This window comes from Streptomyces sp. NBC_01314 (assembly GCF_041435215.1).
In the GTDB taxonomy this organism is placed as follows: Bacteria; Actinomycetota; Actinomycetes; order Streptomycetales; family Streptomycetaceae; genus Streptomyces.
In genome coordinates, this window is the sequence record NZ_CP108394.1 from 10,007,248 (window position 1) to 10,034,069 (window position 26,822).

The window sequence follows — 26,822 nt, forward strand, 5'->3', positions numbered from 1 at the left end:
AAAACCCCCTTCCAGCACGCTATGCCCGAGCCCCGGCCCCGGCCACCGGGATGCGACGCGTCAGATACCCGGCCGGTACCGCAGCGGATGGTCCGCCGGGATCTCCACCACCACGATCTCCGTGCCGTCCGGGTCGGCGATCCCCATCTCGATCAGTCCCCACGGCTCCTTCACCGGCGGCCGTCGCACCTCCACCCCGGCCGCCAGCAGCTCCTCGTGCGCCGCCGTCACGTCCGCCACCTGCAGCCACAGCTTCAGCGCGGGTGACGGCGGGGTCTCCGAGCGGCCCGCGACCTCCAGGAAACCGCCGCCGAGGAAGTACACGACGCCCCGGTGGTCACCCGTACCGAACTCCCGGTACACGGGGAGCCCCAGCCGCTCGCCGTAGAAGACGCGGGAACGCTCGGGGTCGGTGGGGCGGAGGAGGACGCGGCTGCTGAGTACGTGGATCATCAGCCGAGCGTAGGGCGCCGGGGCCGTGTTCCCGGGTGTGGGCGAGGGGAATTCCCGCACGGTTCCCCGCGCCCCTTTCGGGGCGGGGGTGCGGCTACCCTCTTGCGTGTTCGCGCCGCAGCATGACTCGCCAGGAGTGCACCCATGGACACCGCCACCGGCCTGACCTTCCGTGACGCCACCGACGGCGATGTGGACGCCCTCGTCGCGCTGATCGAGTCGGCGTACCGCGGGGACTCCAGCCGGGCCGGGTGGACCACGGAGGCGGACATCCTCGAAGGGCAGCGGACCGACCCCGAGGGCGTCCTGAAGGTCATCAAGTCGCCCGACAGCCGGCTGCTCACCGTCGAGCGGGACGGCGCGGTCGTCGCCTGCTGCCAGCTCGAACACCGCGGTGACCACGCTTACTTCGGGATGTTCGCGGTGAGCCCGGCCCTCCAGGGCGGCGGTCTCGGCAAGGTGATCATCGCCGAGGCCGAGCGGATCGTGCGCGAGACCTGGGGCGCCAAGGAGATGCACATGACCGTGATCTCCGTACGGAACGACCTCATCGCCTGGTACGAGCGGCGCGGCTACTGCCGTACGGGACGGATGACCCCGTTCCCGTACGGCGACGAGCGCTTCGGCATTCCGCAGCGCGACGACCTGCGGTTCGAGCTGCTGGTCAAGGAAATCTTCTGAGGCCTGAGCAGACCGGAGCCTGAGCCCGGCAGTCCGGAGCCTGAGCCCGACCGGAACCAGGGGCCTGAGCCCGCGGCCTACGCCGTGAAGCGGCCCGTGCGTTTGATGTCCGGGTAGTCGGTCGTCGCGCCGTCCAGCTGGAGCGCGCGGACCAGGCGCAGGTGGTCCTGGGTGTTGACCACCCAGCCGATGATCCGCAGGTTCGCCTTGCGGGCCTTCTCGACGACCTCCAGCGTCAGCCGCCGGATGTTCAGCACGAGGGTGGCGGCGCCCACCGCCACCGCCCGGTCCACGACGTCGGGGCCGTAGCGGCTGGCGACGAGCGCGGTGCGTACGCCGGGCACGAGCCCGGCGATCTCGGCGACCGCCTCGTCGTGGAAGGACAGCACCTCGACCCGCCCCACCAGGTCCCGCCGGTGCATGACCTCGGCGAGGGCGCGGGCCGCCGCCGTGTTCTTGATCTCGGCCTGGAGCGGTGCCCGTACCGCGTCCAGGACCTCCTCGAAGGTGGGGACGCGCTCGCCGCGGCCCGCGTCCAGGGCACGCAGTTCGGCGAGGGTCTTGTCGGCGATCGAGCCCGTGCCGTCCGTCGTCCGGTCCACGTCCGCGTCGTGCATGACGACGAGCGCGCCGTCCTTGCTCAGATGCAGATCGAGTTCGATGACGTCGAGGCCCGCGCGATCGGCGGCTACGAAGGAACGGAGGGTGTTCTCGGGTTCGACACCCATGACTCCGCGGTGACCGATGGTGAGGAAGTTCAAGGTTGACTCGCTTCCGTCGACGGCGGCTCGGGCCCGCGTGACCGGGGGAGGGGCGGCACGCGGCTGGGGCGCAGCGTAGTCCTCCCGCCGTGCGATGCATCCGTATGTGCACGCGCCCTTTCGGGTCGTGTCACGCCGTGTCACGTCGGAGAACAGGACCGTTTCCGCACCTGCCCCGAAGCGATCAGGTCATCCGTGAGTGGGCGAGTTGGGCGCGCGTTGACCCCGGAGACCTCTCCGCGCGGAGCGAGGCGCATGAACTGTGATCCATGCCGCGTGTGACAGGAGATTCAGCGGTTAGGTGGAGGGGGTGGCGGGAAGATTTCCGGCTGGATCGCTCAAGATCGGTCTTGCGGTGGGGAACTCTCGCTACGTACGGTGTCCTTACGAAAGGTTATCCCGTGGAGGATGGGTCATGACGGAAATTCTTGTGCAGATGGGCGCGGAGGGCGTCGTTCCTTCGGCCATCAGGGTGGTGGAGCACCCGGCCTGGCCCGTGCTCAAGGATGCCGTGGAGCGGATCCGGCCATGGCAGTCCAAGGACGGCTCGATCGACTTCGACGCCGAGCACGCCCCCGATCCGGCCGACGCCGAACTGGCCGTACAGGGCGTCGTCGGGGCGGTGGAGGAGCTGTCCCCGCTGCTGCCGCACGACGCCGCCTACCACGAGGCGCTCGTCGAGGACCTGCGGCGCTGGGCCGACGACGGTTTCGAGGTGCCCGACTTCCTCGACTCGCTCCTGGCCTTCCAGCCGGCCGCGAGCCGCGCGGACGGCCTCCAGCACCTGGTCGTGTTCCCGATGTACACGCAGAACGGCAACCCCGACCGCAACCTCGAAGCGGTCGTGCTGCGCATGGTCTGGCCGGAGTGGCTGGCCGAGCTGGAGCGCACCCGCTACGACAACCCGCTGTTCTGCGGCATCACCTTCGAGGACTTCACCGCCGGTTACGACACCAACTCGGCCGTTCTCTTCCCGGAGACCATCGCCGTGCGCGAGGCCCCGGCCCGCTTCTCCTGGGGTGGCATCTTCTGCGACCGCGAGGCCGCCCGGTTCCGCCGTGTCACCGAGGCCGCCGTCGACATCCTCGGCCTCGAACTGCCCGAGGACGTCGCGGCGATGGTCCACGACCAGAAGCGCTGCGAGGAGGCCTTCGTCCTGTGGGACATGGTCCACGACCGCACCCACAGCCACGGCGACCTGCCCTTCGACCCCTTCATGATCAAGCAGCGCCAGCCGTTCTGGATGTACGGCCTGGAAGAGCTGCGCTGCGACCTCACCGCCTTCAAGGAGGCCGTCAAGCTGGAGGCCGACGGCGTCCCGCAGGCCCGTGACGTGCAGTACGCGGTCCTCTTCGACCGCATGTTCCGTTTCCCGGTCACCGGCGAGCGGGTCCGCAACTACGACGGCCTCGGCGGCCAGCTCCTCTTCGCCTACCTGCACAGGCACGACGTCGTCCGCTGGACCGACAACAAGCTGCACATCGACTGGCAGCGCGCCCCGCAGGTCACCAACCAGCTCTGTGCCGACATCGAGCAGCTCTACCGGGACGGCATCGACCGCCCGAAACTGGTCCACTGGTTCGCCGGATACCAGCTGGTCGCCGACTACCTCGCCCCGCACCCCGGATCCCGCTGGGCCAAGGGCCCGGACGCCCTGGATCTGACGCAGCCGCCGCGGAAACTCGTCGACGACGTGCTTCCGGACGAGTTTCCGCTCAGCATGTTCTATGAGGCGCTCGCCAAGAAGCTGAAGACCGTGATCGCCTCCACCAAGGGCATCACCGCGGCGAACGCCGAGCGGGTCGCCGCGTGAGCGCCGGATTCGCGGACGTCACAGACGCTGCTCAGGAGGCGAGGACCATGCAGAACGGCAACGGTGCACTGGGTGGCGCGGTGATCGCGGTGGCCGGAGCGGGCGGACCCGCCGGCCGGGCGGCCCTGCTGCGGCTGGCCGACGCGGGAGCGATCGTCGTCGGCTCCGACAACGACCCCGAGCGGCTCTCCGAGGCCGTCGACGCGGCCCGCTACGCGCACGGCGGCGCCACGGTCGTCGGCGACACGGTCGACCTCCTCGACCTCCAGTCCACCCGTGACTGGGCCACCCGCATCGAGAAGGACTTCGGGCGGGTCGACGGCCTCGTCCACCTCGTCGGCGGCTGGCGCGGCAGCGAGACCTTCACCAGGACCAGCCTCGACGACTGGGACTTCCTGGAGATGCTGCTCATCCGCACCGTGCAGCACACCTCCCTCGCCTTCCACGAGGCCCTGCAGCGCAGTGAGCGCGGCCGGTACGTCCTGATCAGTGCGGCCGGCGCCAGCAGGCCCACCGCGGGCAACGCCGCCTACGCCGCCGCCAAGGCCGCCGCCGAGGCGTGGACGCTGGCCACGGCCGACTACTTCCGCAAGGCGGGCGGGCCGGACGGGCCGACCTCCGCGGCTGCCATCCTGGTGGTGAAGGCGTTGGTGCACGACGCGATGCGCGCCGACCGACCCAACGCGAAGTTCGCGGGCTTCACCGACGTCAAGGAGCTGGCCGAGGCCATCGCCGGTGTCTGGGAGAAGTCCGCCGCCGAAGTGAACGGGAACCGTCTGTGGCTGACCGACAAGCCGTGAACCCTCCGAAGACCGACGCCCGACGCCATCACGACCCGGAGATCCGCGGCTTCGCCAGTGACAACTACGCCGGGGTCCACCCCGAGGTGCTGGCCGCCCTGGCCCTGGCCAACGGCGGGCACCAGGTCGCGTACGGCGAGGACGAGTACACCGAGAACCTCCAGCGGATCGTCCGCAGCCACTTCGGCGGCACCGCCGAGGCCTTCCCGGTCTTCAACGGCACCGGCGCCAACGTCGTCGCGCTCCAGGCCGTCACCGACCGCTGGGGCGCGGTGATCTGCGCCGAGAGCGCGCACATCCACGTCGACGAGTGCGGAGCGCCCGAGCGCGTCGGAGGCCTGAAGCTGCTCACGGTGCCCACACCCGACGGCAAGCTCACACCCGAGCTGATCGACCGGCAGGCGTACGGCTGGGACGACGAGCACCGCGCGATGCCGCAGGTCGTCTCGATCACCCAGAGCACCGAACTCGGCACGCTCTACACGCCCGAGGAGATCCGCGCGATCTGTGAGCACGCCCACGCGCACGGTATGAAGGTGCACCTGGACGGCTCGCGGATAGCCAACGCCGCCGCCTCCCTGGACGTCCCGATGCGTACGTTCACCAACGCGGCCGGTGTCGACCTGCTCTCCCTGGGCGGCACCAAGAACGGGGCGATGTTCGGCGAGGCGGTGGTCGTCATCGACCAGGACGCCGTCCGCCACATGAAGCACCTGCGCAAGCTGTCCATGCAGCTCGCCTCCAAGATGCGCTTCGTGTCCGCGCAGTTGGAGGCCCTGCTGGCGAAGGACCTGTGGCTGCGCAACGCCCGCCACTCCAACGCGATGGCCCAGCGGCTCGCCGAGGGCGTCCGCGCGGTGCACGGGGTGGAGATCCTCCATCCCGTGCAGGCCAACGCCGTCTTCGCCCGTCTCCCGCACGACGTGAGCGAACGCCTCCAGAAGCGCTACCGCTTCTACTTCTGGGACGAGACGGCCGGCGACGTCCGCTGGATGTGCTCCTTCGACACGACGGAGGAGGACGTGGACGGGTTCGTGGCGGCACTCAAGGAGGAGATGGCTCGCTGACCCGGCCCGGCCCCGAGACCGGTCCAGAACGGGACTCCTAGAGCCTGCATAGATATGCGGTCATCCGAAATTATATTGACTCTCGGGTGATCGTATTCCTATGCTCTGCGGGCATGGAGCTCATCCAGCAAACCCCCGACCTGTCCGCGTATCTGGCCGCCGACGAGGCCATCGACCATGACCACCCCCGCGTACGGGAGACGGCCGCGCGGCTCGCCAAGGACGCGACCGACTCGTATGACTATGCGCGGGCAGCATACGAGTTCGTGCGCGACACCATTCCCCACTCGGCCGACTCGGGAGATCCGCGCGTCACCTGGCGCGCCTCCGACGTCCTGGAGCAGGGCACCGGTATCTGCTACGCCAAGGCCCACGCGCTGGCCGCGCTGCTGCGTGCCGAGGACATCCCCACCGCGCTCTGCTACCAGCGGCTGGCGCACGACGACGGCGCCGGACACGCCGTGCACGGCCTGGTCGCGGTGCGTTTCCACGGGCACTGGCACCGCCAGGACCCCCGCGGCAACAAGCCGGGCGTGAACGCCCGGTTCTCCCTGGACGGTGAGCGGCTGGCCTGGGTACCCGACCCCGGCTCGGACGAACTGGACTATCCCGTCCTCCACGCCGCGCCGCATCCGGCGGTACTCGACGCGCTCAAGGCCGCCCCCGACCGGTCGTACCTCTGGCGAACGCTCCCCACGGAACTCTGAAGCCCTCGCGGGCGAACGCTTCCCGGGACGTTCCTGTCGCGCGCGACCACGGGGCGGGCTTCATCGGTTCCCCGCTCACCTACCGGAACCCATGGGGTGTCGGCGTACGGAGATCCGTGAAGCCCGCGCCGGTCGAGCGGGTCAGCGGGTCTCGGCCTCGCGGACCTGCTCCGGGGTCGGAGCCGTGCCACCGAGGTGGGCGGGCATCCACCAGGTGTCGTCCGGCCCCTTGGGGCGGACGGGGTAGGCGCGCTGGGCGGCCTCCAGCAGTTCCTGGACGCGCTCGCGGAGCTGACGGGTGATGGCGCCCGCGTACTTGTCCTTGGAGGCCTCTATCGTCTCGCCGACCCGGATGGTGATCGGGATGTGGCTGCGCTTGAAGTTGCGCGGGTGCCCCTTGGTCCACAGTCGCTGGGTGCCCCAGACGGCCATCGGGATCAGCGGGACGCCCGCCTCCTGGGCCAGCCGGGCAGCGCCGGACTTGAAGCTCTTCAGGGCGAACGACTGCGAGATGGTGGCCTCGGGGAAGACGCCGATGATCTCGCCGGAGCGCAGCGAGTCCAGCGCGCGCGCGTAGGCCTCTTCACCCTGCTTGCGGTCCACCGGGATGTGCCGCATGTTCCGCATCAGCGGACCGGAGATCTTGTGCCGGAACACCGACTCCTTGGCCATGAAGCGCACCAGGCGCTTCTGCGGCAGCGCCGCCAGGCCGTCGAAGATGAAGTCCAGGTAGCCGATGTGATTGCTCACCAGCACGGCGCCGCCCGAGCGCGGGATGTTCTCCGACCCCTTGCAGTCGATCTTCAGGTCCCATGCCTTGAACAGAGTGCGGGCGAGACCGATCGCGGGACGGTAGACAAGCTCTGCCATGGGCGGAGTGGACCCTTCTCTCTGCCTGGACGGGGTCTCCCGGGCGGGAAGTTACGCAGCCGTAGGTTTACGGCATCTCGCAGATCGTGCCCCAAGAACGCACGAGTAGCCAGTCCTGTCGCCGGCCGGCGGCGAGATTCTCATCACGTCGGACACGTGGTCGACCATCGGAAGTTCACTCGTCCTTTACTGCGTGCGTACGGTCACCCGCCGGACGAGCAGGTACATTTCGCACCCCAGGCAGTACCCGAACACCGCGTTCAGGAAGGCCGCCGCGAGCGCCGCGCCGGTCGCGGTCAGCCCCAACCACTCGGGCCCCACCGTGAAACCGGCCAGGCCCACCGCGGCGAAGACGAGTCCGACCACCTGCGCGAACCGTGGCGGCTCCGGCGCCTCGAACTCCGTGGGCGGCCCGATCCGGGGCCGCACCAGCGTGCGGAAGACCCAGCCGTACGGCGAACGCCCGACCCCGCCCGCCGCGCCCAGCGCGAACGCGAACGTCTGCCAGCCCAGCAGCCAGCCGCTCCCGGTGACCAGCACGACCGCCAGCACCACGGTCGTCACGGCCGCCCCGAAGCGGGGCCCCCTCACATCAATGTCCATGCGTCAAGTATTCCGTAGGCCAATCTCCTTGGGCAGCCGGGAATCTTTGCGGTCTCGTGAACGCTGAGGCACGCTGTGACCGGACTTGCGGTGTGTGGACTGGTGCTCGCCATGGCGAGCGTCTACGGAGTGCTGCATCAGCGGCGGAGCGGGAGAGTCAGGGTGCGCGGGCGGGACGGCGACAAGCGGCTCGGCGCGGCGGAGTTGGGGGAAGGGCTCGGCGAACGGGCCACGCTCGTCCAGTTCTCCAGCGCCTTCTGCGCACCCTGCCGGGCGACCCGAAGAGTGCTCGTCGAGGTGGCCCACATGGTTCCCGGTGTCGCCCATGTGGAGATCGACGCCGAGGACCACCTCGACCTCGTGCGGCGGCTCGACATCCTCAAGACGCCGACCGTGCTCGTGCTCGACGCCGACGGCCGAATCGTGCGACGGGCAACAGGACTGCCGCGCAAGGCGGATGTGATCGCCGCCCTCGGTGAGGCCGTGTGAAGCCGCATACCGGAACGCACTTGACTGTGCGCCTCACCTCTCGTCAGCCTGACCGTATGCCCCGAGAACTCCTTCTGGTCGAGCGCCTGCACGTGGACCTGGTCCGCACGGCGAGTTCGCGCTGTCCCGGCTCCTGAGCAGCCACGGACCCTCCCCCACTCTCGACTTCACTCGAGCGGGAGGTGCCCCCATGCCGACTCCAGCGAAGGACAACTCCATGACGGCCACCTCCGGCCTCCGCTCGCCCCAGCTCGCCTCTCCCGATCTCCTGCGCTCCGTCTTCCGGCGGCATGCAGCCGGCGTCGCCGTGATCACCGCGCAGAACGCCGCCGGCCCGGTCGGCTTCACCGCCACATCGCTCTCCTCGGTCTCCGCCGACCCCCCGCTCCTCTCGTTCGGAATCGGCACCGGTGCCTCCAGCTGGCCGGTGATCTCCGAGGCGCGCCATGTGGGCGTGCACATACTCGGGGAGCACCAGCGGGAGCTGGCCGCCACCTTCGCCCGCAGCGGCGCCGACCGGTTCGGTGCTCCCACCGGATGGCGTAGTGGGCCAGAGGGAGTTCCCGTCCTCGACGACGTACTCGCCTGGCTGGTCTGCCGGGTGGTGGCGCGCGTGCCGGCGGGTGACCACCGGATCGTTCTTGCCGAGGTGCTCATGGGCGACCCCTCGGGCGCCGGACAGCCGCTGCTGTACCACCAGGGCCGCTTCAACGGTCTGCGAGACTGATTCCCGCCCGATTACGCAGGGTTGCCTACCTCACAGTTCAAAGCGCTTGCTTAGCGGGCACGGAATGCGGGACCGTAGGTGTCGTACTGACGAGTAATATCTCGACCGGAGCGCAGGTCGCCCCGATCGGGATCGGCCGCTTCAGGCGCCTATGCTGCCTGGAAGAAGGCAGCCCGGAAATGACGATGCAGTAGGAGAGCCGGCGTGAGCTTGAGGATCGTTGTCACTGTGAAGTACGTGCCCGACGCCACCGGCGACCGGCACTTCGCCGATGACCTGACCGTCGACCGTGACGACGTGGACGGCCTGCTCTCCGAGCTGGACGAGTACGCGGTCGAGCAGGCGCTGCAGATCGCCGACGAGGCCGACGACGCCGAGATCACCGTGCTGACCGTTGGTCCGGAGGACGCCAAGGACGCGCTGCGCAAGGCGCTGTCGATGGGCGCGGACAAGGCAATCCACGTCGAGGACGACGACCTGCACGGCACCGACGCCATCGGTACCTCGCTGGTGCTGGCGAAGGCGATCGAGAAGGCCGGCTACGACCTGGTGATCTCCGGCATGGCGTCCACGGACGGCACGATGGGTGTCGTGCCGGCGCTGCTGGCCGAGCGTCTGGGTGTTCCGCAGGTCACGCTGCTCTCCGAGATCTCCGTCGAGGACGGCACGGTCAAGGGCCGCCGTGACGGCGACGCCGCCTCCGAGCAGCTCGAGGCCTCCCTCCCCGCGGTCGTGTCGGTCACCGACCAGTCGGGCGAGGCGCGTTACCCGTCCTTCAAGGGCATCATGGCGGCGAAGAAGAAGCCGGTTCAGGCGTGGGACCTGTCCGATCTCGACATCGAGGCGGACGAGGTCGGTCTGGAGGGTGCCTGGACGGCTGTCGCCTCCGCGACCGAGCGCCCGGCGCGCACCGCCGGCACGATCGTCAAGGACGAGGGCGAGGGCGGCAAGCAGCTCGCCGAGTTCCTCGCGGGCCAGAAGTTCATCTAGGCCCAGCGGCCCGCCGCGGCCCGTGGGTCCGGCCGAGGCCCGACTCCCTTACCGCCCTTCAGACTTCGCAATCCGCAGGAGCATTCCCATGGCTGAAGTTCTTGTCTACGTCGACCACGTGGACGGTGCCGTCCGCAAGCCCACCCTGGAGCTGCTGACCCTGGCCCGCCGCATCGGCGAGCCCGTCGCCGTCGCGCTCGGTGCCGGCGCCGCCGACACCGCCGCCGCCCTCGCCGAGCACGGCGCGGTGAAGGTCCTCACCCACGAGGCCGCCGAGTACGCCGACTACCTCGTCGTACCCAAGGTCGACGCGCTGCAGGCCGCCGTCGAGGCCGTCTCCCCGGCCGCCGTACTCGTCCCCTCCTCCGCCGAGGGCAAGGAGATCGCCGCCCGTCTCGCGGTGCGTATCGGCTCCGGCATCATCACCGACGCCATCGACCTGGAAGCCTCCGACGAGGGCCCGGTGGCCACCCAGTCGGTGTTCGCCGCCTCCTTCACCACCAAGACCCGTGTCTCCAAGGGCACCCCGGTCATCACGGTCAAGCCCAACTCCGCCGCCGTCGAGGCCGCCCCGGCCGCCGGTACGGTCGAGGCGCTCGCCGTGACGTTCGGCGCGCTGGCCACCGGCACCAAGGTCACCGGCCGCACCCCCCGCCAGTCCACCGGGCGTCCGGAGCTGACCGAGGCCGCGATCGTCGTCTCCGGCGGCCGCGGCGTCAACGGCACCGAGAACTTCGCGATCATCGAGGCCCTCGCCGACTCCCTCGGCGCGGCCGTCGGCGCCTCCCGCGCCGCGGTGGACGCCGGCTGGTACCCGCACACCAACCAGGTCGGCCAGACCGGCAAGTCCGTCTCGCCGCAGCTGTACATCGCCAACGGCATCTCCGGCGCCATCCAGCACCGCGCCGGCATGCAGACCTCGAAGACGATCGTGGCCGTCAACAAGGACGCCGAGGCTCCGATCTTCGACCTCGTCGACTACGGCGTCGTCGGCGACCTCTTCGACGTCGTCCCCCAGCTCACCGAGGAGATCAACACCCGCAAGGGCTGAGCCTCCTGACTCGTCCGAGGCCCCCGCGACCGCACGAACGGTCACGGGGGCCTCGGCTCATCCTAGGGTCACCGAGGCCTGCACCGGCAGATGGTCGCTCGGGTACAGCCCGTCCACCGAGAAGGTGTTCATCGCCGCCCAGTGCGTGGTCACGCCGGGCGAGGTCAGGATCCAGTCGATGCGCCGGCCGTCGGGCTTGAGGTCCCGGTAACCGTGGTACGTCCCGTACGCCGGGCTGCGCGAGGCCGCCGCGTCCCAGGCGTCCACGAGCCCGTGGTCCAGCATCCGGTCGTACACCCGGTTGTCGTGGGCGGCCGCGTTGAAGTCACCGGTGACGATGACCGGCAAAGACCGGTCCCACCCGGCGATCGTCTCGCCGATGAGCGCCGCGGAGCGTTCCCGCGCGTACTGGCTGACGCTGTCCAGATGGGTGTTGAGAACGTAGAACTCCCGCCCCCCGTCGGCGAGATCGGCGAACTTGACCCAGGTCACCATGCGTAGCCAGTCCGCGTCCCAGGTGTTGGAGGCGATCGTGTACGGGGTGTCGGACAGCCAGAAGTGATCGAACTCGATCGGGTCGAGTCTGCGGGTGTCGTAGAAGACCGCCATGAACTCGTCCTTGCTGCCGCCCCCTCGGCCCGTGCCGATCCAGTCGTAGTGCCCGCCGAGATCCCTCTCGATCATGCGCAGCTGCTGGTACAGCCCCTCCTGGGTGCCGATGACGTGCGGTCGCTCGCGGCGCAGCAGCTCCCGCATCACCGGACGGCGCACGGCCCAGCGTGGTGTCCTGTCGACGACGGTCGCGAAGCGCACGTTGAACGTCATGACGTTCAGGGCGCCCGCGTACTCACCGGCGGTCGCCGGCTGCGACGAGCCCGCCGTGGTCAGCAGCGGCACGGCGATGGCGGCGGCCGCCGCGGACCTGAGTCCTTGGCGGCGCGTCACTCCGACCTCTTTCGGCAACGCGATCTCCTCCCTTTGGGGTCAGGATGAACCTTGCCCGATGAATACGGAAGAAGAGGGCGGGTCAGCAGTGACCAGGGGGAAAGCATGGGCAATCCCACTTCGAGACAGTATTGACCGGGGTGAAGATCGGCGCTTAGCTTCGATATACGGATTTTTGATTCCGCAGTGCGGAAAATGGAGGGTGTTGAATGGGGCAGGGCCGGCAGGAGAACGTGGCGACGAGTCTCGCGGGCGCCGTCAGCGAGGAGATCAGCGCCTCCCTCGCCCCCGTCGACGCGGAGCTGGAGCGCCGCTATCCGGGTGACCCGGGCACCCGCCAGCCCGTGCACACCGTCTACGTGCCCGGTGACGTCTTCGCCGCCGACACCCTCCGCACCTGGGGCGACCGGGCCCTCGCCGCCCTCGACGAGCACGCGCCCGACGCCGCCTCCTTCGCCGCCGTCCTCGGCCTCGGCGACGATCTCGCCGGGCCCGTGTACGACCGCGTCCGCGCCAAGCTGGAGCGCGAGCCGATCGAAGACCTCCGCGTCGACTTCGAGGACGGCTACGGGCCGCGTCCGGACGCGGAGGAGGACGAGGCCGCCGCCCGCGCCGCCCGGCTGATCGCGGAGGCGTACGCCAAGGGCACGGCGGCCCCGTACATGGGCATCCGTACGAAGTGCATGGAGGCGCCGGTCCGCGACCGGGGCATCCGCACCCTCGACATCTTCCTCACCGGTCTGCTGGAGGCCGGCGGCCTGCCCGACGGGCTCGTCCTGACCCTGCCCAAGGTGACGTACGCCGAGCAGGTCACCGCCATGGTCCGGCTCCTCGAAGCCTTCGAGAAGGCGCGTGGTCTGGAGCCCGGCCGGATCGGCTTCGAGATCCAGATCGAGACCAGCCAGTCCATCCTCGCCGCCGACGGCACCGCCACCGTCGCCCGCATGATCGGCGCCTCCGAGGGCCGCGCGACCGGCCTGCACTACGGCACCTTCGACTACAGCGCCTGCCTCGGCGTCTCCGCCGCCCACCAGGCCAGCGACCACCCCGCCGCCGACCACGCCAAGGCGATCATGCAGGTCGCCGCGGCCGGCACCGGCGTACGCGTCTCGGACGGCTCCACCAACGTCCTGCCGGTCGGCCCGACCCAGAAGGTCCACGACGCCTGGCGACTGCACTACGGCCTCACCCGGCGCGCCCTCGCCCGCGCCTACTACCAGGGCTGGGACATGCACCCCGGCCACATCCCCACCCGCTACGCGGCCGTCTTCGCCTTCTACCGCGAGGGCTACGCACAGGCCGCAGCCCGTCTCTCCCGCTACGCCAACCGGGCCGGCGGCGACGTGATGGACGAGCCCGCGACGGCCAAGGCCCTCAGTGGCTATCTCCTGCGGGGCCTCGACTGCGGCGCCCTCGACATCGACGAGGTGTCCGGGGCGACCGGTCTGGCCCGCGCCGATCTGGAGGGCTTCGCGGCGCCCCGCCGGGCGGATCCGGCGATCTCCTCCGGCCAGTAGGCGGGTGGGCCGGACGGCGGACAAGTAGCGGTCCTGTGACAGCCGTTGCCGCCGGTCCGGGGCGCCCCCGCCCACGGCTTAGGCTGTACGCCATTCGTCGGTGTGTCACAGGAACGAGGCGCGGGTGTCTTCGGGGGCGAACGGACAGACGGACGGTGCCGGGCGGGTTCTCGCCGGGCGGTACCGGGTCGTGGAGCAGCTCGGACGCGGCGGCATGGGCGTCGTCTGGCGGGCCGTGGACGAGGTGCTCCACCGCGAGGTCGCCCTCAAGGAGCTGCGCACCTTCACGGACGCGGGCGCGCCCGAGCTGGCCGACCTCGGTCTGCGGATGCAGCGCGAGGCGCGGGCCGCCGCTCGCGTCCGGCACCCCGGAGTCGTCGCCGTGCACGACGTGGCCGAGATCGACGGACGCCCGCTGATCGTCATGGAGCTGGTCGACGGACCGTCCCTCGACGACGTCCTGCGCGACCGGGGCCTACTCGACCCGCGCGAGGCGGCCGGCATCGGCGCCAAGGTCATGGACGCCCTCGCCGCCGCCCACCGGGTCGGCGTACTGCACCGCGACGTCAAGCCCGGCAACATCCTCCTGGACCGCTCGGGCCGCGTCGTCCTCACCGACTTCGGCATCGCCACGATGGAGGACCCGGGCGACGGCTCCGCCACCCACCTCACCCGCAGCGGCGAACTCGTCGGCTCCCTCGACTACCTGGCCCCCGAACGCGCCCAGGGCAACGACCCCGGCCCCGCCTCCGACGTCTGGGCACTCGGCGCCACCCTGTACGCGGCCGTCGAGGGCGCCTCCCCGTTCCGGCGTACGTCGACCTGGTCGACGCTCACCGCGATCGTGGCCGACCCGCTGCCCGAACCCCGGCGGGCCGGACCGCTCGGACCCGTCCTGCGACAGCTGATGGACAAGCGCCCGGAGCACCGCCCGGACGCCGACCGGGCCCGTGAACTGCTGGAGGCCGTGGCCGCCGGGGGAACGCCCGACGTCCCGACCGAGGGGCAGGGCGGCGGTGGTCCGGCACCTCGGCCGAGGGCGGAGACCGAACGGAGCGTTCCGTCGGTGCCACCGGGCTTCGGACCGCCGACGACGGGCGTGGCGGCCGACGGGACGGGCGCCGGATTCGGCGGGACGGGTGAGGGAGGTGGGTTCGGCTCGACGGGCCCGACCCCCGGCTTCGGGCCGCCGCAGCCGGTCCCGGCACCCGGCACGGGGGCGTCCTCGGAGGTCGGCGGGTCCGGCGCGGGCGCGCCGCAGGCACCGGTCCCCGCTTCGGGACCCGTCACCACCGTGTCCTCGACCGACAGCGGCCGTCCCCGCAAGGGCCGCGCCCTCCTGGCCGCCGTGGCCGTCGCCGTCGTGCTCGCCGCCTCGGGCATCACCGTCGCGCTGCTCACCGGGGACGACGACGCGGAGACGGGCGCCCGTCCCTCGGCCACCGGATCGAGCGGCGGCACACCCTCCCCGGGCCGCAGCAGAGGCACGGTCGACCTCACCGACGACTCCGACGCGAAGGAGGAGGGGAAGGACCGCAAGAAGTCCCCGAGCCCGAGCGAGAAGGCCGAGGAGGACGAGACCGAGGCGTCCGCCTCCCCGTCGAAGAACGCGAGCGGCGGCACCACCGGCGGCGGCTCAGGGGGTTCGGACACCACGGACGGCGGCTCCACGAGCGGGGGCACGAGCGGGGGCACGACCGGCGGGACGACCGGAGGGTCGACCGAGGAGGAACCGGTCTGCCATTCGATCGGCGGCGGCAAGTACAACTGCACGGTCTGGACCACCGCCAAGTCCTACACCGCCGCCGGCACCGAGGTCGGCGTCCTCAACCAGGGCACCAACTACTTCTACTGCCAGCAGAACCTGGGCCGCCGCGAGACCTCCGGCGAGTGGACCAACGTGTGGTGGGCCAAGACCGACGACGACAGCGGCAACACCGGAGTCTTCGTCAGCGACGTCTACATCCAGGGAGGCGACAACGACGCCCCGGTGCCCGGCCTCCCGGTCTGCTGAGGCCGGGCCGCGCCGGCAGCGGCCCTCCCCGCCGTGCCGCGGCGAATCTACGCCCGGGGGTGCGGCCGTACGTACTGCTCCAGACCCGACACCGTCGTCCACCTCTGCTCGGCGAACAGCTCCCTGCCCCTCAGGCACAGCCCCCGGTCACCGCGCGCCCGGGCGCAGAACTCGTCGGGGGTGGTGCCGAACAGTTCACGCAACTCGGCCGACGAGGCGAGGAGTTCGGCGATGAGCGGGCGCTGCCGGCCCGGGTGGGCGCGCGGGCCGGGGCCGCCGTCGCGCAGAACGCCCCACCGGTTGACGTAGATCCAGGCGTGGTCGAGGAGGTCGCCCGACTCCAGCTCGACACGGAAGTCTGCGGCGGGCAGGGCAGCCCGCTGGAAGTTGCCGGTCGGTGAGTCGACGCCCTCGCTCGCGTCGACCACGGCGAGCTGCGCCTCGTCGAGCCAGGTGAGGAACAGTTCGCTGGTGGAGCCGGGGGAGCGGAACGGCGACGCGGACAGATAGCCGAGCAGGCTGACATGGGCGGAGACACCGATCCCGATGCCCGTGACCCTGGCCTTGACCATGGGGACCCGGCACTCGACACCGCGCTCGGCCATCTTGTGGACGAGCTGCGCGGGGCAGGCGTTGGAGCCGACCGAGAGGACGGGCACCCGGTCCTCGAAGACGAGCGTGTCCAGCGGCAGCATCCGGTTGCCGTCCAAGAGCGCGGACTCGGCGGGCCACGCGCCCGGATAGCTCAGCGGGTCCTCGCGCGGAGCCACGGCGAGGCCGAGCGCTTCGAGCGTACGGGGATCGGAGGCTGTCAAGGGTCAGTCCGCGGGCGGGAGTTCGCCCGAGCCGCGGGCGATCAGCCGGGTCGGCAGCTCGATGCGCTCCGGGGCGACGAGGGAGCCGTCCAGCTGCTGGAAGAGACGTTCGGCGGCGGTGCGGCCCAGCCGGGCGGGGTCCTGGGCGACGACCGTGATGCCCGGCCGGAGCAGATCGGCCAGCTCGAAGTCGTCGAAGCCGACGACGGCGACCGGACGGGTGTGCTCGGCGAGGACGCGCACGGCCGTCACCGTGACCCGGTTGTTGCCCGCGAAGACCGCCGTGACGGGCGACGGGCCGGACAGCATCTCCTCGGCCGCCCTGCGGACCCGCTCGGGATCGGTGACGCCCAGGGACATCCACGCGTCCTCGACCTGGATGCCGGCGTCCTCCATGGCCGCCCGGTAACCGCGCAGCCGCTCGGCGGCGGTGTGGATGCGGGGCATGTCGCCGATGAAGCCGATGCGGCGGTGGCCGTGGGCGACGAGGTGGGCGACGCCGTCGCGGGCCCCGCCGAAGTTGTCCGACAGCACGACGTCGGCGTCGATCCGCCCGGCCGGGCGGTCCACGAACACCGTGGCGACGCCCGCCCTGATCTCGGGTTCCAGATACCGGTGGTCGTCACCGGCCGGAATGATCACGAGCCCGTCGACGCGGCGGGCGCACAGCGCCAGCGCCAGCTCCTGCTCGCGGTCCGGGTCCTCCGCGCTGGACCCGTTGATCAGCAGCGAGCCGTGGGCGCGGGACACCTCCTCCACCGCCCGGCTGAGGGGACCGTAGAACGGGTCGGCGAGGTCCTCCAGGACCAGGCCGATGGTGGCCGTGCTGCCCTTGCGCAGCACCCGCGCGCTGTCATTGCGCCGGAAGCCGAGCGCCTCGATCGCCTCCTGGACGCGGCGCTCGGTGTCCGGGGTGACACCCGGTTCGCCGTTCACCACCCGGGAGACCGTCTTCAGACCCACCCCGGCCCGGGCCGCGACGTCCTTCATCGTGGGACGGTTGCCGTAGCGGTTCTCGGGGCGGCGGGCGATGCCGTTGGCGGTCTCGGGCACTATGCGCTGTCCTGTCCTGTCGTCCAAGGGTGTGGCCGGTGGTGCCGTGTCGGAATTGTGTGGCTGTTGAGGATGTGCCGTCGAGCATAGAGCCTGGACAACGTTGTCACGGCCGGGAGAGACTGTCTATCGCATTCTCTGGCCGGCGCCCCCCACCAGGCGAGCGTCGTGCTGCCAGTTTCCGGCCGGAGATCCGGGCGCCGCTCTGTTCGGGCGCCCGGTAGGAGACTCGCAGCGGGAGAACTGACACTGATGCAGACCGACCTCGTGGCCGCGCTCGACATCGGCGGCACCAAGATCGCCGGGGCGCTGGTGGACGGCCACGGCCGGATCCTGGTGCGCGCGCAGCGCCCGACACCCGCGCAGGAGGACGGCGACACCGTCATGCGGGCCGTGGAAGAGGTGCTCGGCGAGCTGACAGCCGCGCCATTGTGGGGCGGGGCCACTGCGGTCGGGATCGGCAGCGCGGGCCCGGTGGACGCCTCGGCCGGCACGGTGAGCCCGGTGAACGTCCCCGGCTGGCGCGGCTTCCCCCTCGTCGAGCGGGTCCGGGCGGCGACCGGCGGGCTGCCCGTCGAGCTGATCGGCGACGGTGTGGCCATAACAGCGGCCGAGCACTGGCAGGGCGCGGCGCGCGGCCATGACAACGCGCTGTGCATGGTCGTGTCGACGGGCGTCGGCGGTGGCCTCGTCCTCGGCGGAAGGCTGCACGCGGGCCCTACCGGGAACGCCGGCCACATCGGTCACATCAGCGTGGACCTCGACGGCGACGCCTGCCCCTGCGGTGCCCGCGGCTGTGTCGAGCGCATCGCGAGCGGCCCCAACCTGGCTCGCCGCGCCCTGGAGAACGGCTGGCGGCCCGGCCCCGGCGGTGACACCTCGGCCGCGGCGGTCGCCGCCGCCGCGCGGGCCGGTGACCCGATCGCCGTGGCCTCCTTCGAGCGCGCCGCGCAGGCCCTGGCCGCGGGGATCGCCGCCACCGCCACCCTCGTCGAGATCGACATCGCTGTCATCGGCGGCGGTGTCGCGAACGCAGGCGACGTCCTCTTCGCCCCCCTCCGCACCGCCCTCAAGGACTACGCCACCCTGTCCTTCGTCCAGCACCTCACCATCGCCCCCGCCGTGATGGGCACGGACGCGGGCCTGGTGGGCGCCGCCGCGGCGGCGCTGGCGGCCCGGCCGAGCATGCGGACGGCGGGGGTGGGATAGGCACGACCGTGCCGGACGCCGGGGCTCCGAAAGTCGGCCGTGACCCCTCGGGGCGTTCCGCAGTTGAGCTGGGCATGAAGAAGCGCAGCATGCTCGCCATCGCCTCCCTCGCCACCGGTTTCGTCGTCGCGGCCATCACGCCGTCGCACGGTCTCGACGCCTCGGACGCGCTCGGGAAGACGGACGGCCTCAGCAAACTGGACGTCGAGGGCACGCTCGGCAAGGTCGGCAAGACGGTCTCCAGTGAAAGCCTGGCGGTCGACGAGGACGCCCTGGGGGGCCGGAAGGGCAAGGGCGGCAAGGAAGGCTGACGGCCTTGTAGAGGGCGGCGGATTCTCCGTCCGCCTTCCCTCGCGTCGCAGGTGGCGGGTCCCCCACTCGGTGGGGGACCCGCCGTCGTATTTCGGCTCCTCGGCAGCGGCTGGTTTCCGTGGCGGAGTGGAGGGCAAGGCTCAGGGGGTCAACAGAAGAGGGGGAACCGTGATCGTCTGGATCAACGGTGCGTTCGGTGCGGGGAAGACGACCACCGCACGGGAACTGATCGAACTGATCCCGAACAGCACGCTCTTCGACCCCGAGGTCATCGGCGGCGCACTGACGCACCTGCTGCCGGCCAAACGCCTCGCCGAGGTCGGCGACTTCCAGGACCTGCCGAGCTGGCGACGGCTCGTGGTCGACACCGCCGCCGCCCTGCTCGCCGAGCTGGGCGGCACCCTCGTGGTCCCCATGACCCTGCTCCGCCAGGAGTACCGCGACGAGATCTTCGGCGGCCTCGCCTCCCGCCGCATACCCGTACGGCATCTGCTCCTGGCCCCGGCCGAAACGATACTGCGGGAGCGAATAGCCGGGCGGGAGATACCTCCCGACCTCCCCGACGGCGAGATGCGGATGCGTCAATGGGCGTACGACCACATCACGCCCTATCGCGCCGCCCTCGGCGGCTGGCTCACCGCCGATGCCCACCTCGTCGACACCGGCGCCCTCACCCCGTACGAGGCCGCGCGGCGCATCGCCGACGCCGTGGCCATCGACGACGTACCCGTGTGCGACATCGTGCAGACCCCCGAGCCGACCGCCGAGACGGTCGCCGCGGGGGTTCTCCTGTTCGACGAGGACGACCGGCTTCTGCTGGTCGATCCGACCTACAAGGCCGGCTGGGAGTTCCCCGGCGGGGTCGTGGAGGCCGGGGAGGCGCCGGCCCGGGCGGGGGTGCGCGAGGTTCACGAGGAGATTGGGATACGGCTGGCCGACGTGCCCCGGCTGCTGGTGGTGGACTGGGAGGCGCCTCGGCCGCCCGGGTACGGCGGACTGCGCCTGCTGTTCGACGGAGGCCGACTCGATGTCAGCGGTGGGCAGCGGCCCGTGCTGCCCGGGCCCGAGTTGCGAGGCTGGCGGTTCGTGACCGAGGAAGAGGCCGCGGATCTGCTGCCGCCGGTCCGGTACGAGCGGCTGCGGTGGGCTCTGCGGGCGCGGGAGCGGGGCGCCGCGCTGTACTTGGAGGCCGGGGTGCCGGTGTGAGGGTTCGCCGCCGCCGTTTCGGACAGGTCGTGGGGCGGCCGCGGGTGATGTGTGGTCGCTCGCGCAGTTCTCCGCGCCCCTGAAGGGCGCGGCACTGCACCGGCGTTGCCTTGTTCGCTCAGTTCGCCGCGTAGTTCCGCAGGAACAGGGCCTCCGTCACCGACATGCGCTCCAGCTCCTCCGGGGACACGCTCTCGTTGACCGCGTGGATCTGCGCCTCGGGTTCGCTGAGGCCAATGAGGAGGATCTCGGCGTCGGGGTAGAGGGAGGCCAGGGCGTTGCAGAGGGGGATGGAGCCTCCGTGGCCCGCGTACTGCATCTCCTGTCCCGGGTAGGCGACGGCCATGGCCGAGGCCATCGCCTCGTACGCCGGGCTGGTGGTGTCGGCGCGGAACGCCTGACCGTGGCCGATCGGTTCGCAGCTCACCCGGGCGCCCCACGGGGTGTGCGCCACCAGGTGCGTCTCGAGCAGCTTGATCGCGTGCTGGACGTCGACGCCCGGCGGGACGCGCAGGCCGATCAGGGCGCGGGCGCTCGCCTGGATCGACGGGGTCGCGCCGACCACGGGCGGGGCGTCGATGCCGAGCACGGTGGCGGCGGGGCGCGCCCAGATGCGGTCGGCGACCGTGTCGGCGCCCACCAGCTCCACGCCGTCGAGCACCTTGGCGTCCTTGCGGAACTGCGCGTCGGTGTACCGCAGGCCGTCCCACGCCCCGTCGCTCGCGAGGCCGTCGACGGTCGTCGTGCCGTCCTCGGCGCGCAGCGAGTCGAGGACGCGGATCAGCGCGGCCAGCGCGTCGGGGGCCGCGCCGCCGAACTGGCCCGAATGCAGGTTGCCTTCGAGGGTGTCGATCCGCACGCGCATGAGGATCATGCCGCGCAGGGAGGTGGTGACCGTCGGCAGGCCGACGCGGAAGTTGCCCGCGTCGCCGATGACGACGGTGTCGGCGGCGAGCAGTTCGGGGTGGGCCTCGGCGTACCGCTGGAGGCCGCCGGTGCCCATCTCCTCGGAGCCCTCGGCTATCACCTTGATGGTGACGGGCACCCCGCCGTCGGCCTTCAGCGCCCGCAGCGCGAGCAGGTGCATGATCACGCCGCCCTTGCAGTCGGCGGCACCGCGCCCGTACCAACGGCCGTCGCGCTCGGTCAGCTCGAACGGCGGCGACACCCAGGCGGCCTCGTCCAGCGGCGGCTGCACGTCGTAGTGCGCGTAGAGCAGGACGGTCTTCGCGCCCTCGGGCCCCGGCAGACAGCCGTACACGGACTGGGTGCCGTCGGGGGTGTCGAGCAGGGCCACGTCCTGGAAGCCCTCGGCGCGCAGCGCGTCGGCGACCCAGTTCGCGGCGCCCTCGCTCTCGCTCCTCGGGAACTGGTCGAAGTCCGCCACCGACCTGAAGGCCACCAGTTCGGCGAGCTCCTGCTTCGCCCGTGGAATCAGGGAGGCGACGGTCTCGGCGACCGGTTTCGACGGCATGGGCACGCTCCTTGTGGGTGCGACGTTGTCCTTCTGGGTGAGTGGCTGCGTACGCGCTTGCCCGGAGTGTCGGTGTAGGGCGCACGTGCTGCCGATCCTCCCACAGCGGTCCTTCGCGTCAGCCGCCGTAGGATGCGTGGGACAGGTGCGGCAGGCGGCTGGATCGGGAGCAGTAGACCATCGTGAGCAGCGAGAACTCTTCGGCGGACGCCGTGCAGCGGGTGTGGGACGTCGTCGTGGTGGGCGCGGGCCCCGCAGGGGCTTCGGCCGCCTACGCGGCGGCGGTCGCGGGACGCAGCGTCCTGATGCTGGAGAAGGCGGAGCTGCCGCGGTACAAGACGTGCGGCGGCGGCATCATCGGCCCCTCGCGCGACTCGCTGCCGCCCGGTTTCGAACTGCCCCTCAAGGACCGGGTGCACGCGATCACCTTCTCCCTCGACGGCCGTTACGCCCGGACGCGCAAGTCCAAGCAGATGCTGTTCGGCCTGATCAACCGGCCCGAGTTCGACCAGCAACTCGTCGAGCACGCGCAGAAGGCGGGCGCCGAACTGCGTACGGGCGTCACGGTCACCCGGGTCGAGCAGCACGGCTCGGCCGTACCGGACCGGCGGACGGTCGCCGTCGTCCTGCAGGGCGGCGAGACGCTGTTCGCGCGGGCCGTGGTCGGGGCGGACGGCAGCGCCAGCCGCATCGGGGCGCATGTCGGGGTGAAGCTCGAACAGGTCGACCTCGGTCTGGAGGCGGAGATCCCCGTTCCGGAGACCGTCGCCGAGGACTGGAAGGGGCGGGTGCTCATCGACTGGGGCCCGATGCCCGGCAGTTACGGGTGGGTCTTCCCCAAGGGCGACACACTGACCGTCGGCGTGATCTCCGCGCGCGGCGAAGGCGCCGCCACCAAGCGGTACCTGGAGGACTTCATCGGGCGGCTCGGCCTCGCCGGCTTCGAACCGAGCGTCTCCTCGGGGCACTTGACGCGTTGCCGTGCCGACGACTCGCCGCTCTCACGGGGGCGGGTGCTGGTGTGCGGGGACGCGGCGGGGCTGCTGGAGCCGTGGACGCGGGAGGGCATCTCCTTCGCGCTGCGGTCGGGGCGGCTCGCGGGGGAGTGGGCGGTACGGATCGCCGAGGCGCACGACGCGGTGGACACCCGCCGCCAGGCCCTCAACTACGCGTTCGCCGTGAAGGCGGGGCTCGGCGTCGAGATGAGCGTCGGCAAGCGGCTGCTGGTCGCCTTCGAGCGGCGGCCGGGGCTCTTCCACGCGGCGCTCACCGGGTTCCGGCCCGCCTGGCGGGCCTTCGTCGACATCACGCGCGGGTCGACCTCCCTGGGCGAGATCGTCCGTAACCACCCGATCGCCCAGCGCGCGCTGACCGCGTTCGACAAGTAGGCCCGGGGGCCGGTTCGACCAGCAGGCCCGGGGCCGGTCCGACGAGCAGGCCCGGGGCCGGTCCGACGAGCAGGCCCGGGGGCCGGTCCGACGAGGCGGTCCGGAATCCGCCGGATCGGACGACCCGGGCATCCGCCGGCACCCCGCCCGGTCACCGTTCGACGGTGATCCGGAAGACGGGGTGCTTCGGCGCGGCGGCGAGCAGCTCCTCGTCGGTGGAGTCGGCGCTGACGTCGCCGAAGAACCGGCCCACCTCCCAGCCCCACTTCTTGAGGTAGGTGCGCAGAACGACGGGCTTCTCCTCGTCGGACAGTTCGACCGCCGTGAACTCCTGGACCCGGCGGCCCACCTGGAGCCGCCCGCCGCCCGCCGCCCGCATGTTGCGCACCCACTCGGAGTGGCCGCGTGCCGAGACGAGGTAGGGGCCGCCCTCGTACGGCAACGGGTTGACCGGCAGCCGACGCCACTCACCGCTCTTGCGGCCGCGCACGGAGAGCTCGGCCGTGCCGAGGAGGCTGACGCCGTGTCGGGCGAGCCAGCCGATGAAGCCGTTCAGTGCGCGGTCGAAGGGGTTGGACTTGATGTAGTGGGGCGACGAGTGGGGCGACGACGGCATGGGGTCCTCCCGTTGTGGAGCGGCTCTCCGAGCGCTTTGGAGAGCACTGCTCTCGCTTGAGAGCAGTGTGCACGCGATCGGTGCTCCAAAGCAAGAGCGCCGCTCTTGTTTGTGATGGCCGCTCTGATAAGAGAGCAGCGATCCGGAATGTGTGCAGTGCTCTGCCCTTGTGGCACACTCCTCGCATGAGCACAGCACGTGGGGCCCGTGCCCGCGCCAGGATCGAGGTCACCGCCGCCATCAAGGACGAGGCGCGCAGACAGCTAGCCGCCGAGGGCGCCGCCAAGCTGTCGCTGCGAGCTGTGGCGCGCGAGCTCGGCATGGTCTCCTCCGCGCTGTACCGCTACTTCCCGAGCCGCGACGAGCTGCTGACCGCGCTGATCATCGACGCCTACGACTCCCTGGGCGAGGCCGCCGAGGCCGCGCACGCGAAGTCCGCCGGTGAGAGCCCGGCGGGGCAGTGGGTCGCGGTGTGCGAAGGGGTGCGGGAGTGGGCGCTGGCGCGACCGCACGAGTACGCGTTGATCTACGGCTCGCCCGTGCCCGGGTACGCCGCGCCCGACACGACCCTGCCGGCCGCGTCCCGGGCCGGGCGGTTGCTGATCCGGATCGTGCGTGATGCCTACCAGGACAAGGGCGTGGCCCAGTGGAAGCTGCCCGCCGAGGTGCGGCCCGAGGCGCGGCGGATGGCCGAGCACTTCGCGCCCGATCTGCCGCCGGAGATGGTCGCGGTGCTGGTCGGGGCATGGGCGCAGCTGTTCGGCCTGGTCAGCTTCGAGGTGTTCGGGCAGTTCAACCGGGTGGTCGAGGACCGTGCGGTGTTCTTCCGGCATGCGGCGGGCCAACTCGCCCACCACGTCGGTCTGGTGTTCCCGCAGTCCGAGGAGGCGGCGCGCTGACGTCCCCGGGCCCGGCGGGGTGTACTTCGCCGGGAGTAGGGGCGGTCACCTCGCTCGGGGGCGTCGTGCCCGGTGAGCGGCGTCTAGCGTGACAGGTATGGCAGAGCAGGGTGCGGAGGCGGGTGGCCCCCCGGCGTGGGGCGGGCCGCCGTGGCGGCGATGGCACGGGGGCGGGCCCCCGTGGTGGAACCGGCCTGACGGCGACGAGACGCGCCCTCGCTGGCCGTGGCGTTCCACCGTGGCGTTCACCGTCTTCGTCCTGGTCGGCTCGAACGCGGCCGCCGAGTTGCGGAAGGACGACCGCGCCGAGCTCGACCTCTTCGCGCGCGTCCTGCTGCTCGTGGGCGCCGCCCTGTTGCTGTGGCGGTGGCGGCGGCCGGTGCTCGTCGCCTTCGGGACGGTCGCGACCGCCATGGTGTATCTGGGCGCCGGATATCCGTACGGGCCGGTGTTCCTCACCGTCGCCATCGGCTGCTTCAGCGCGATCGTCGCCGGGCACCGCAAGGCCGCCTGGACGGCGATGGGGGCGCTGTGGGTGGGGCATGTGCTGGTGGCGCACTGGCTGTTCCGGTGGCTGCCGCCCGGCGGGGACGACGCAGCGGGCTGGGGGCAGGAGACCGTCGTCGTGACCTGGGGCGTGGCGATCGTCGCGCTCTCGGAGCTGGCCCGGACACGGCGCGAGCAGTGGGCCCGGGAGCGGGCCGAGCGCGCGCAGGCCGCCCGGCGGCGGGCCGACGAGGAACGGCTGCGGATCGCCCGTGAACTGCACGACGTCCTCGCGCACAGCATCTCGGTGATCAACGTCCAGGCGGGTGTGGGCCTGGCGCTCCTCGACTCCGACCCGGAACAGGCGCGCACCGCGCTCATCACCATCAAGGCCGCCGGCAAGGAGGCCCTGGGCGAGGTCCGTCAGGTCCTCGACACCCTCCGGACGCCCGGCGACGCCCCGCGCACCCCGGCCCCCGGCCTCGACCGCCTCCCCGAGCTCGTGGAGCAGGCGGCGGGCGCGGGCCTGACCGTCGAGGTCGAGGGCGAGACGCCGAAGCTGCCGCCGGGCACCGATCTCGCCGCGTTCCGCATCGTCCAGGAGGCACTCACCAACGTCGTACGGCACTCGGGGGCGCGGCATGTGCGCGTGGAGCTCGATCACGACGGCCGTGAGCTGCGGCTGCGGATCGACGACGACGGGCCCGCGACCGGCACCGACGTGGGCGGCGGCAACGGGCTCGTCGGAATGCGGGAGCGGGCCGCCGCGCTCGGTGGCACGATCGAGGCGGGGCCGCGCGCCGACGGGGGGTTCGGGGTGCTCGCCGTACTGCCGGTACGGGCGCCCCGCGAGGTCGAGGAGGACCGGTGATCCGCGTACTGCTGGCCGACGACCAGGCGCTGGTGAGGGCGGGGTTCAGGGCGCTGCTCGACGCGCAGCCCGACATCGAGGTGGCCGGGGAGGCGGCCGACGGGGAGGAGGCGCTCCGCAGGGTGCGCGAACTCCGCCCCGATGTCGTCCTGATGGACATCCGTATGCCCCTGCTGGACGGCCTCGCCGCGACCCGGCGCATCACCGACGACGGGGGCCTCGCACAGGTCAGGGTCGTCATGCTGACCACCTTCGAGCTGGACGAGTACGTCTTCGAGGCCATCCGCTCAGGCGCGTCGGGTTTTCTCGTCAAGGACACCGAGCCGGAGGAACTCGTGCGCGCGGTAAGGGCGGTGGTGGAGGGCGACGCGTTGCTCTCGCCGGGGGTGACCCGGCGGCTGATCGCCGAGTTCGCGTCCCGCTCCAAGGAACCGGTGGAAGTCGCCTCCCTAGCCGGACTCACCGAGCGGGAACGGGAGGTGATGGCCCTCGTCGGTATCGGACTGACCAACGACGAGATCGCCCGCCGTCTCGTCGTCAGCCCGCTGACCGCCAAGACGCATGTAAGCCGCACGATGGTGAAGCTGGGCGCCCGCGACCGCGCCCAACTCGTCGTCCTGGCCTACGAGTCGGGGTTGGTGCGGCCGGGCTGGCTGGGCTGAGCGGGGCCCGGCCCACCGGGCTCCGCGGGGGCCCGTGCGGGAGGCCGTGTGGCGCGCCGGAAGCGGGTCAGCACGACCGTGACGACCGCGACGAACACCACCACGGTCGCGGTGAGCGCGAGGGGGCCGAGCAGGCTCCGCCGGCCGCGCAGGGAGCCGAACAGGTTCGGCAGGAACTCGGTCACACCGAAGTAGGCCGCGCCCGCCAGGACCGCCCCCGCGAAGAGAGCGAAACCGATCTCCGTGGTCATCGCGTCCCGATCGGCCTGCGTTCGTCTCCCCATGAGCCGAGTGTGGGGGCGGCGGGCCCGCCCGACAAGGCGGTTGGCGCACCCGCCGCGCC

General features: G+C 71.5%; 29 protein-coding genes. 19 read left to right on the top strand and 10 right to left on the bottom strand.

Annotated features, from left to right (window positions below):
- Positions 1-60 precede the first annotated feature (60 nt).
- A complete protein-coding gene (locus OG622_RS43985; protein ID WP_371582560.1) occupies positions 61-453 on the bottom strand; it encodes a VOC family protein in 393 nt (130 codons plus the stop codon).
- A gap of 144 nt (positions 454-597) precedes the next feature.
- Between OG622_RS43985 and OG622_RS43990 the strand changes: the two genes are divergently transcribed.
- Entirely contained in the window at positions 598-1,134 is a 537-nt protein-coding gene (locus OG622_RS43990; RefSeq protein WP_371582561.1) for a GNAT family N-acetyltransferase, read from the top strand.
- A gap of 77 nt (positions 1,135-1,211) precedes the next feature.
- Here OG622_RS43990 and OG622_RS43995 read toward each other — a convergent pair whose 3' ends face one another.
- The gene (locus OG622_RS43995; RefSeq protein WP_371582563.1) at positions 1,212-1,895 is read right to left on the bottom strand and encodes a glycerophosphodiester phosphodiesterase; all 684 of its coding nucleotides are present in this window, start codon (positions 1,893-1,895) and stop codon (positions 1,212-1,214) included.
- 415 nt (positions 1,896-2,310) lie between these two features.
- On the opposite strand from OG622_RS43995, the gene OG622_RS44000 reads away from it, so the two are divergent.
- The 4 genes from OG622_RS44000 (at position 2,311) to OG622_RS44015 (ending at position 6,282) form a co-directional block, all read left to right on the top strand.
- On the top strand, positions 2,311-3,708 hold the full coding sequence (locus OG622_RS44000; RefSeq protein ID WP_371582565.1) for a DUF6421 family protein: 1,398 nt from the start codon (positions 2,311-2,313) through the stop codon (positions 3,706-3,708).
- A gap of 47 nt (positions 3,709-3,755) precedes the next feature.
- Positions 3,756-4,508, top strand: coding sequence for an SDR family NAD(P)-dependent oxidoreductase (locus OG622_RS44005; protein WP_371582567.1), 753 nt, complete (start codon positions 3,756-3,758; stop codon positions 4,506-4,508).
- Entirely contained in the window at positions 4,505-5,575 is a 1,071-nt protein-coding gene (locus OG622_RS44010; RefSeq protein WP_371582569.1) for a low specificity L-threonine aldolase, read from the top strand. Before OG622_RS44005 ends, OG622_RS44010 begins: the two co-directional genes overlap by 4 nt.
- A 113-nt stretch (positions 5,576-5,688) precedes the next feature.
- Entirely contained in the window at positions 5,689-6,282 is a 594-nt protein-coding gene (locus tag OG622_RS44015) for a transglutaminase domain-containing protein (protein ID WP_371582570.1), read from the top strand.
- Between the two features lie 141 nt (positions 6,283-6,423).
- Here the strand turns inward: OG622_RS44015 and OG622_RS44020 are convergent, their stop codons facing one another.
- Positions 6,424-7,152, bottom strand: coding sequence for a lysophospholipid acyltransferase family protein (locus OG622_RS44020; protein WP_371582571.1), 729 nt, complete (start codon positions 7,150-7,152; stop codon positions 6,424-6,426).
- 186 nt (positions 7,153-7,338) lie between these two features.
- Positions 7,339-7,755 carry a DUF4395 domain-containing protein gene (locus OG622_RS44025; RefSeq protein ID WP_371582573.1) on the bottom strand — a complete coding sequence of 139 codons (417 nt, stop codon included), beginning with the start codon at positions 7,753-7,755 and terminating at the stop codon, positions 7,339-7,341.
- A 75-nt stretch (positions 7,756-7,830) separates the two neighbouring features.
- Between OG622_RS44025 and OG622_RS44030 the strand changes: the two genes are divergently transcribed.
- The 5 genes from OG622_RS44030 to OG622_RS44050 all read left to right on the top strand — a co-directional run bounded on the left by OG622_RS44030 (position 7,831) and on the right by OG622_RS44050 (position 11,012).
- Positions 7,831-8,244, top strand: a complete 414-nt coding sequence (locus OG622_RS44030) for a thioredoxin family protein (protein ID WP_371582574.1) — start codon at positions 7,831-7,833, stop codon at positions 8,242-8,244.
- 56 nt (positions 8,245-8,300) lie between these two features.
- Positions 8,301-8,381 (top strand): putative leader peptide, encoded by an 81-nt coding sequence (locus OG622_RS44035; RefSeq protein ID WP_371584412.1) that lies wholly within the window; start codon positions 8,301-8,303, stop codon positions 8,379-8,381.
- 80 nt (positions 8,382-8,461) lie between these two features.
- Positions 8,462-8,971 carry a flavin reductase family protein gene (locus OG622_RS44040; protein ID WP_371584413.1) on the top strand — a complete coding sequence of 170 codons (510 nt, stop codon included), beginning with the start codon at positions 8,462-8,464 and terminating at the stop codon, positions 8,969-8,971.
- Positions 8,972-9,175: 204 nt separating this feature from the next.
- On the top strand, positions 9,176-9,961 hold the full coding sequence (locus tag OG622_RS44045; protein WP_371582576.1) for an electron transfer flavoprotein subunit beta: 786 nt from the start codon (positions 9,176-9,178) through the stop codon (positions 9,959-9,961).
- Between the two features lie 88 nt (positions 9,962-10,049).
- Positions 10,050-11,012 carry an electron transfer flavoprotein subunit alpha/FixB family protein gene (locus tag OG622_RS44050; RefSeq protein WP_371582577.1) on the top strand — a complete coding sequence of 321 codons (963 nt, stop codon included), beginning with the start codon at positions 10,050-10,052 and terminating at the stop codon, positions 11,010-11,012.
- Between the two features lie 57 nt (positions 11,013-11,069).
- On the opposite strand, the gene OG622_RS44055 is transcribed toward OG622_RS44050, so the two are convergent.
- Positions 11,070-11,975 carry an endonuclease/exonuclease/phosphatase family protein gene (locus OG622_RS44055; protein WP_371582578.1) on the bottom strand — a complete coding sequence of 302 codons (906 nt, stop codon included), beginning with the start codon at positions 11,973-11,975 and terminating at the stop codon, positions 11,070-11,072.
- A gap of 191 nt (positions 11,976-12,166) precedes the next feature.
- On the opposite strand from OG622_RS44055, the gene OG622_RS44060 reads away from it, so the two are divergent.
- The gene (locus tag OG622_RS44060; RefSeq protein ID WP_371582581.1) at positions 12,167-13,474 is read left to right on the top strand and encodes an aldolase/citrate lyase family protein; all 1,308 of its coding nucleotides are present in this window, start codon (positions 12,167-12,169) and stop codon (positions 13,472-13,474) included.
- A 124-nt stretch (positions 13,475-13,598) separates the two neighbouring features.
- Positions 13,599-15,488 carry a protein kinase gene (locus tag OG622_RS44065; RefSeq protein WP_371582583.1) on the top strand — a complete coding sequence of 630 codons (1,890 nt, stop codon included), beginning with the start codon at positions 13,599-13,601 and terminating at the stop codon, positions 15,486-15,488.
- A gap of 47 nt (positions 15,489-15,535) precedes the next feature.
- Here the strand turns inward: OG622_RS44065 and OG622_RS44070 are convergent, their stop codons facing one another.
- Entirely contained in the window at positions 15,536-16,303 is a 768-nt protein-coding gene (locus OG622_RS44070; protein ID WP_371582584.1) for a hypothetical protein, read from the bottom strand.
- 3 nt (positions 16,304-16,306) lie between these two features.
- The gene (locus OG622_RS44075) at positions 16,307-17,356 is read right to left on the bottom strand and encodes a LacI family DNA-binding transcriptional regulator (RefSeq protein ID WP_371582586.1); all 1,050 of its coding nucleotides are present in this window, start codon (positions 17,354-17,356) and stop codon (positions 16,307-16,309) included.
- 252 nt (positions 17,357-17,608) lie between these two features.
- Here OG622_RS44075 and OG622_RS44080 point away from each other — a divergent pair, with 252 nt between their 5' ends.
- From OG622_RS44080 to OG622_RS44090, 3 genes are all read left to right on the top strand, one after another.
- A complete protein-coding gene (locus tag OG622_RS44080; RefSeq protein WP_371582588.1) occupies positions 17,609-18,565 on the top strand; it encodes an ROK family protein in 957 nt (318 codons plus the stop codon).
- A gap of 74 nt (positions 18,566-18,639) precedes the next feature.
- A complete protein-coding gene (locus tag OG622_RS44085) occupies positions 18,640-18,876 on the top strand; it encodes a hypothetical protein (protein WP_371582590.1) in 237 nt (78 codons plus the stop codon).
- A gap of 169 nt (positions 18,877-19,045) precedes the next feature.
- Positions 19,046-20,083: an NUDIX domain-containing protein gene (locus OG622_RS44090; RefSeq protein ID WP_371582592.1), complete on the top strand. Its 1,038-nt coding sequence runs from the start codon at positions 19,046-19,048 to the stop codon at positions 20,081-20,083.
- Positions 20,084-20,201: 118 nt separating this feature from the next.
- Here the strand turns inward: OG622_RS44090 and OG622_RS44095 are convergent, their stop codons facing one another.
- Complete coding sequence (locus tag OG622_RS44095) at positions 20,202-21,557, bottom strand: dipeptidase (protein ID WP_371582593.1); 1,356 nt, start codon at positions 21,555-21,557, stop codon at positions 20,202-20,204.
- Between the two features lie 182 nt (positions 21,558-21,739).
- Here OG622_RS44095 and OG622_RS44100 point away from each other — a divergent pair, with 182 nt between their 5' ends.
- Positions 21,740-22,945: a geranylgeranyl reductase family protein gene (locus OG622_RS44100; RefSeq protein WP_371582595.1), complete on the top strand. Its 1,206-nt coding sequence runs from the start codon at positions 21,740-21,742 to the stop codon at positions 22,943-22,945.
- Between the two features lie 151 nt (positions 22,946-23,096).
- Here OG622_RS44100 and OG622_RS44105 read toward each other — a convergent pair whose 3' ends face one another.
- Positions 23,097-23,561 (bottom strand): nitroreductase family deazaflavin-dependent oxidoreductase, encoded by a 465-nt coding sequence (locus tag OG622_RS44105; protein ID WP_371582597.1) that lies wholly within the window; start codon positions 23,559-23,561, stop codon positions 23,097-23,099.
- Positions 23,562-23,746: 185 nt separating this feature from the next.
- Here OG622_RS44105 and OG622_RS44110 point away from each other — a divergent pair, with 185 nt between their 5' ends.
- The 3 genes from OG622_RS44110 to OG622_RS44120 all read left to right on the top strand — a co-directional run bounded on the left by OG622_RS44110 (position 23,747) and on the right by OG622_RS44120 (position 26,479).
- Positions 23,747-24,460, top strand: a complete 714-nt coding sequence (locus OG622_RS44110; protein WP_371582598.1) for a TetR/AcrR family transcriptional regulator — start codon at positions 23,747-23,749, stop codon at positions 24,458-24,460.
- Positions 24,461-24,557: 97 nt separating this feature from the next.
- Positions 24,558-25,817 (top strand): sensor histidine kinase, encoded by a 1,260-nt coding sequence (locus OG622_RS44115; protein ID WP_371582600.1) that lies wholly within the window; start codon positions 24,558-24,560, stop codon positions 25,815-25,817.
- The gene (locus OG622_RS44120; RefSeq protein WP_371582601.1) at positions 25,814-26,479 is read left to right on the top strand and encodes a response regulator; all 666 of its coding nucleotides are present in this window, start codon (positions 25,814-25,816) and stop codon (positions 26,477-26,479) included. Before OG622_RS44115 ends, OG622_RS44120 begins: the two co-directional genes overlap by 4 nt.
- Here OG622_RS44120 and OG622_RS44125 read toward each other — a convergent pair.
- Positions 26,440-26,763 (bottom strand): DUF6332 family protein, encoded by a 324-nt coding sequence (locus OG622_RS44125; RefSeq protein ID WP_371582603.1) that lies wholly within the window; start codon positions 26,761-26,763, stop codon positions 26,440-26,442. The two genes, OG622_RS44120 and OG622_RS44125, sit on opposite strands and share 40 nt — an antisense overlap.
- Between the last annotated feature and the right edge of the window lie 59 nt (positions 26,764-26,822).

What these genes read in the sequence shown, in the direction of transcription:
- OG622_RS44040 (WP_371584413.1), top strand. Translation starts at nt 8,462, where the DNA reads ATGACGGCCACCTCCGGCCTCCGCTCGCCCCAGCTCGCCTCTCCCGAT.
- OG622_RS43990 (WP_371582561.1), top strand. Translation starts at nt 598, where the DNA reads ATGGACACCGCCACCGGCCTGACCTTCCGTGACGCCACCGACGGCGAT.
- OG622_RS44035 (WP_371584412.1), top strand. Translation starts at nt 8,301, where the DNA reads ATGCCCCGAGAACTCCTTCTGGTCGAGCGCCTGCACGTGGACCTGGTC.
- OG622_RS44115 (WP_371582600.1), top strand. Translation starts at nt 24,558, where the DNA reads ATGGCAGAGCAGGGTGCGGAGGCGGGTGGCCCCCCGGCGTGGGGCGGG.
- OG622_RS44080 (WP_371582588.1), top strand. Translation starts at nt 17,609, where the DNA reads ATGCAGACCGACCTCGTGGCCGCGCTCGACATCGGCGGCACCAAGATC.
- OG622_RS44020 (WP_371582571.1), bottom strand. Translation starts at nt 7,152, where the DNA reads ATGGCAGAGCTTGTCTACCGTCCCGCGATCGGTCTCGCCCGCACTCTG.
- OG622_RS43985 (WP_371582560.1), bottom strand. Translation starts at nt 453, where the DNA reads ATGATCCACGTACTCAGCAGCCGCGTCCTCCTCCGCCCCACCGACCCC.
- OG622_RS44125 (WP_371582603.1), bottom strand. Translation starts at nt 26,763, where the DNA reads ATGGGGAGACGAACGCAGGCCGATCGGGACGCGATGACCACGGAGATC.
- OG622_RS44005 (WP_371582567.1), top strand. Translation starts at nt 3,756, where the DNA reads ATGCAGAACGGCAACGGTGCACTGGGTGGCGCGGTGATCGCGGTGGCC.
- OG622_RS44105 (WP_371582597.1), bottom strand. Translation starts at nt 23,561, where the DNA reads ATGCCGTCGTCGCCCCACTCGTCGCCCCACTACATCAAGTCCAACCCC.
- OG622_RS44015 (WP_371582570.1), top strand. Translation starts at nt 5,689, where the DNA reads ATGGAGCTCATCCAGCAAACCCCCGACCTGTCCGCGTATCTGGCCGCC.
- OG622_RS44110 (WP_371582598.1), top strand. Translation starts at nt 23,747, where the DNA reads ATGAGCACAGCACGTGGGGCCCGTGCCCGCGCCAGGATCGAGGTCACC.
- OG622_RS44050 (WP_371582577.1), top strand. Translation starts at nt 10,050, where the DNA reads ATGGCTGAAGTTCTTGTCTACGTCGACCACGTGGACGGTGCCGTCCGC.
- OG622_RS44060 (WP_371582581.1), top strand. Translation starts at nt 12,167, where the DNA reads ATGGGGCAGGGCCGGCAGGAGAACGTGGCGACGAGTCTCGCGGGCGCC.
- OG622_RS44000 (WP_371582565.1), top strand. Translation starts at nt 2,311, where the DNA reads ATGACGGAAATTCTTGTGCAGATGGGCGCGGAGGGCGTCGTTCCTTCG.
- OG622_RS44085 (WP_371582590.1), top strand. Translation starts at nt 18,640, where the DNA reads ATGAAGAAGCGCAGCATGCTCGCCATCGCCTCCCTCGCCACCGGTTTC.
- OG622_RS44095 (WP_371582593.1), bottom strand. Translation starts at nt 21,557, where the DNA reads ATGCCGTCGAAACCGGTCGCCGAGACCGTCGCCTCCCTGATTCCACGG.
- OG622_RS44025 (WP_371582573.1), bottom strand. Translation starts at nt 7,755, where the DNA reads ATGGACATTGATGTGAGGGGGCCCCGCTTCGGGGCGGCCGTGACGACC.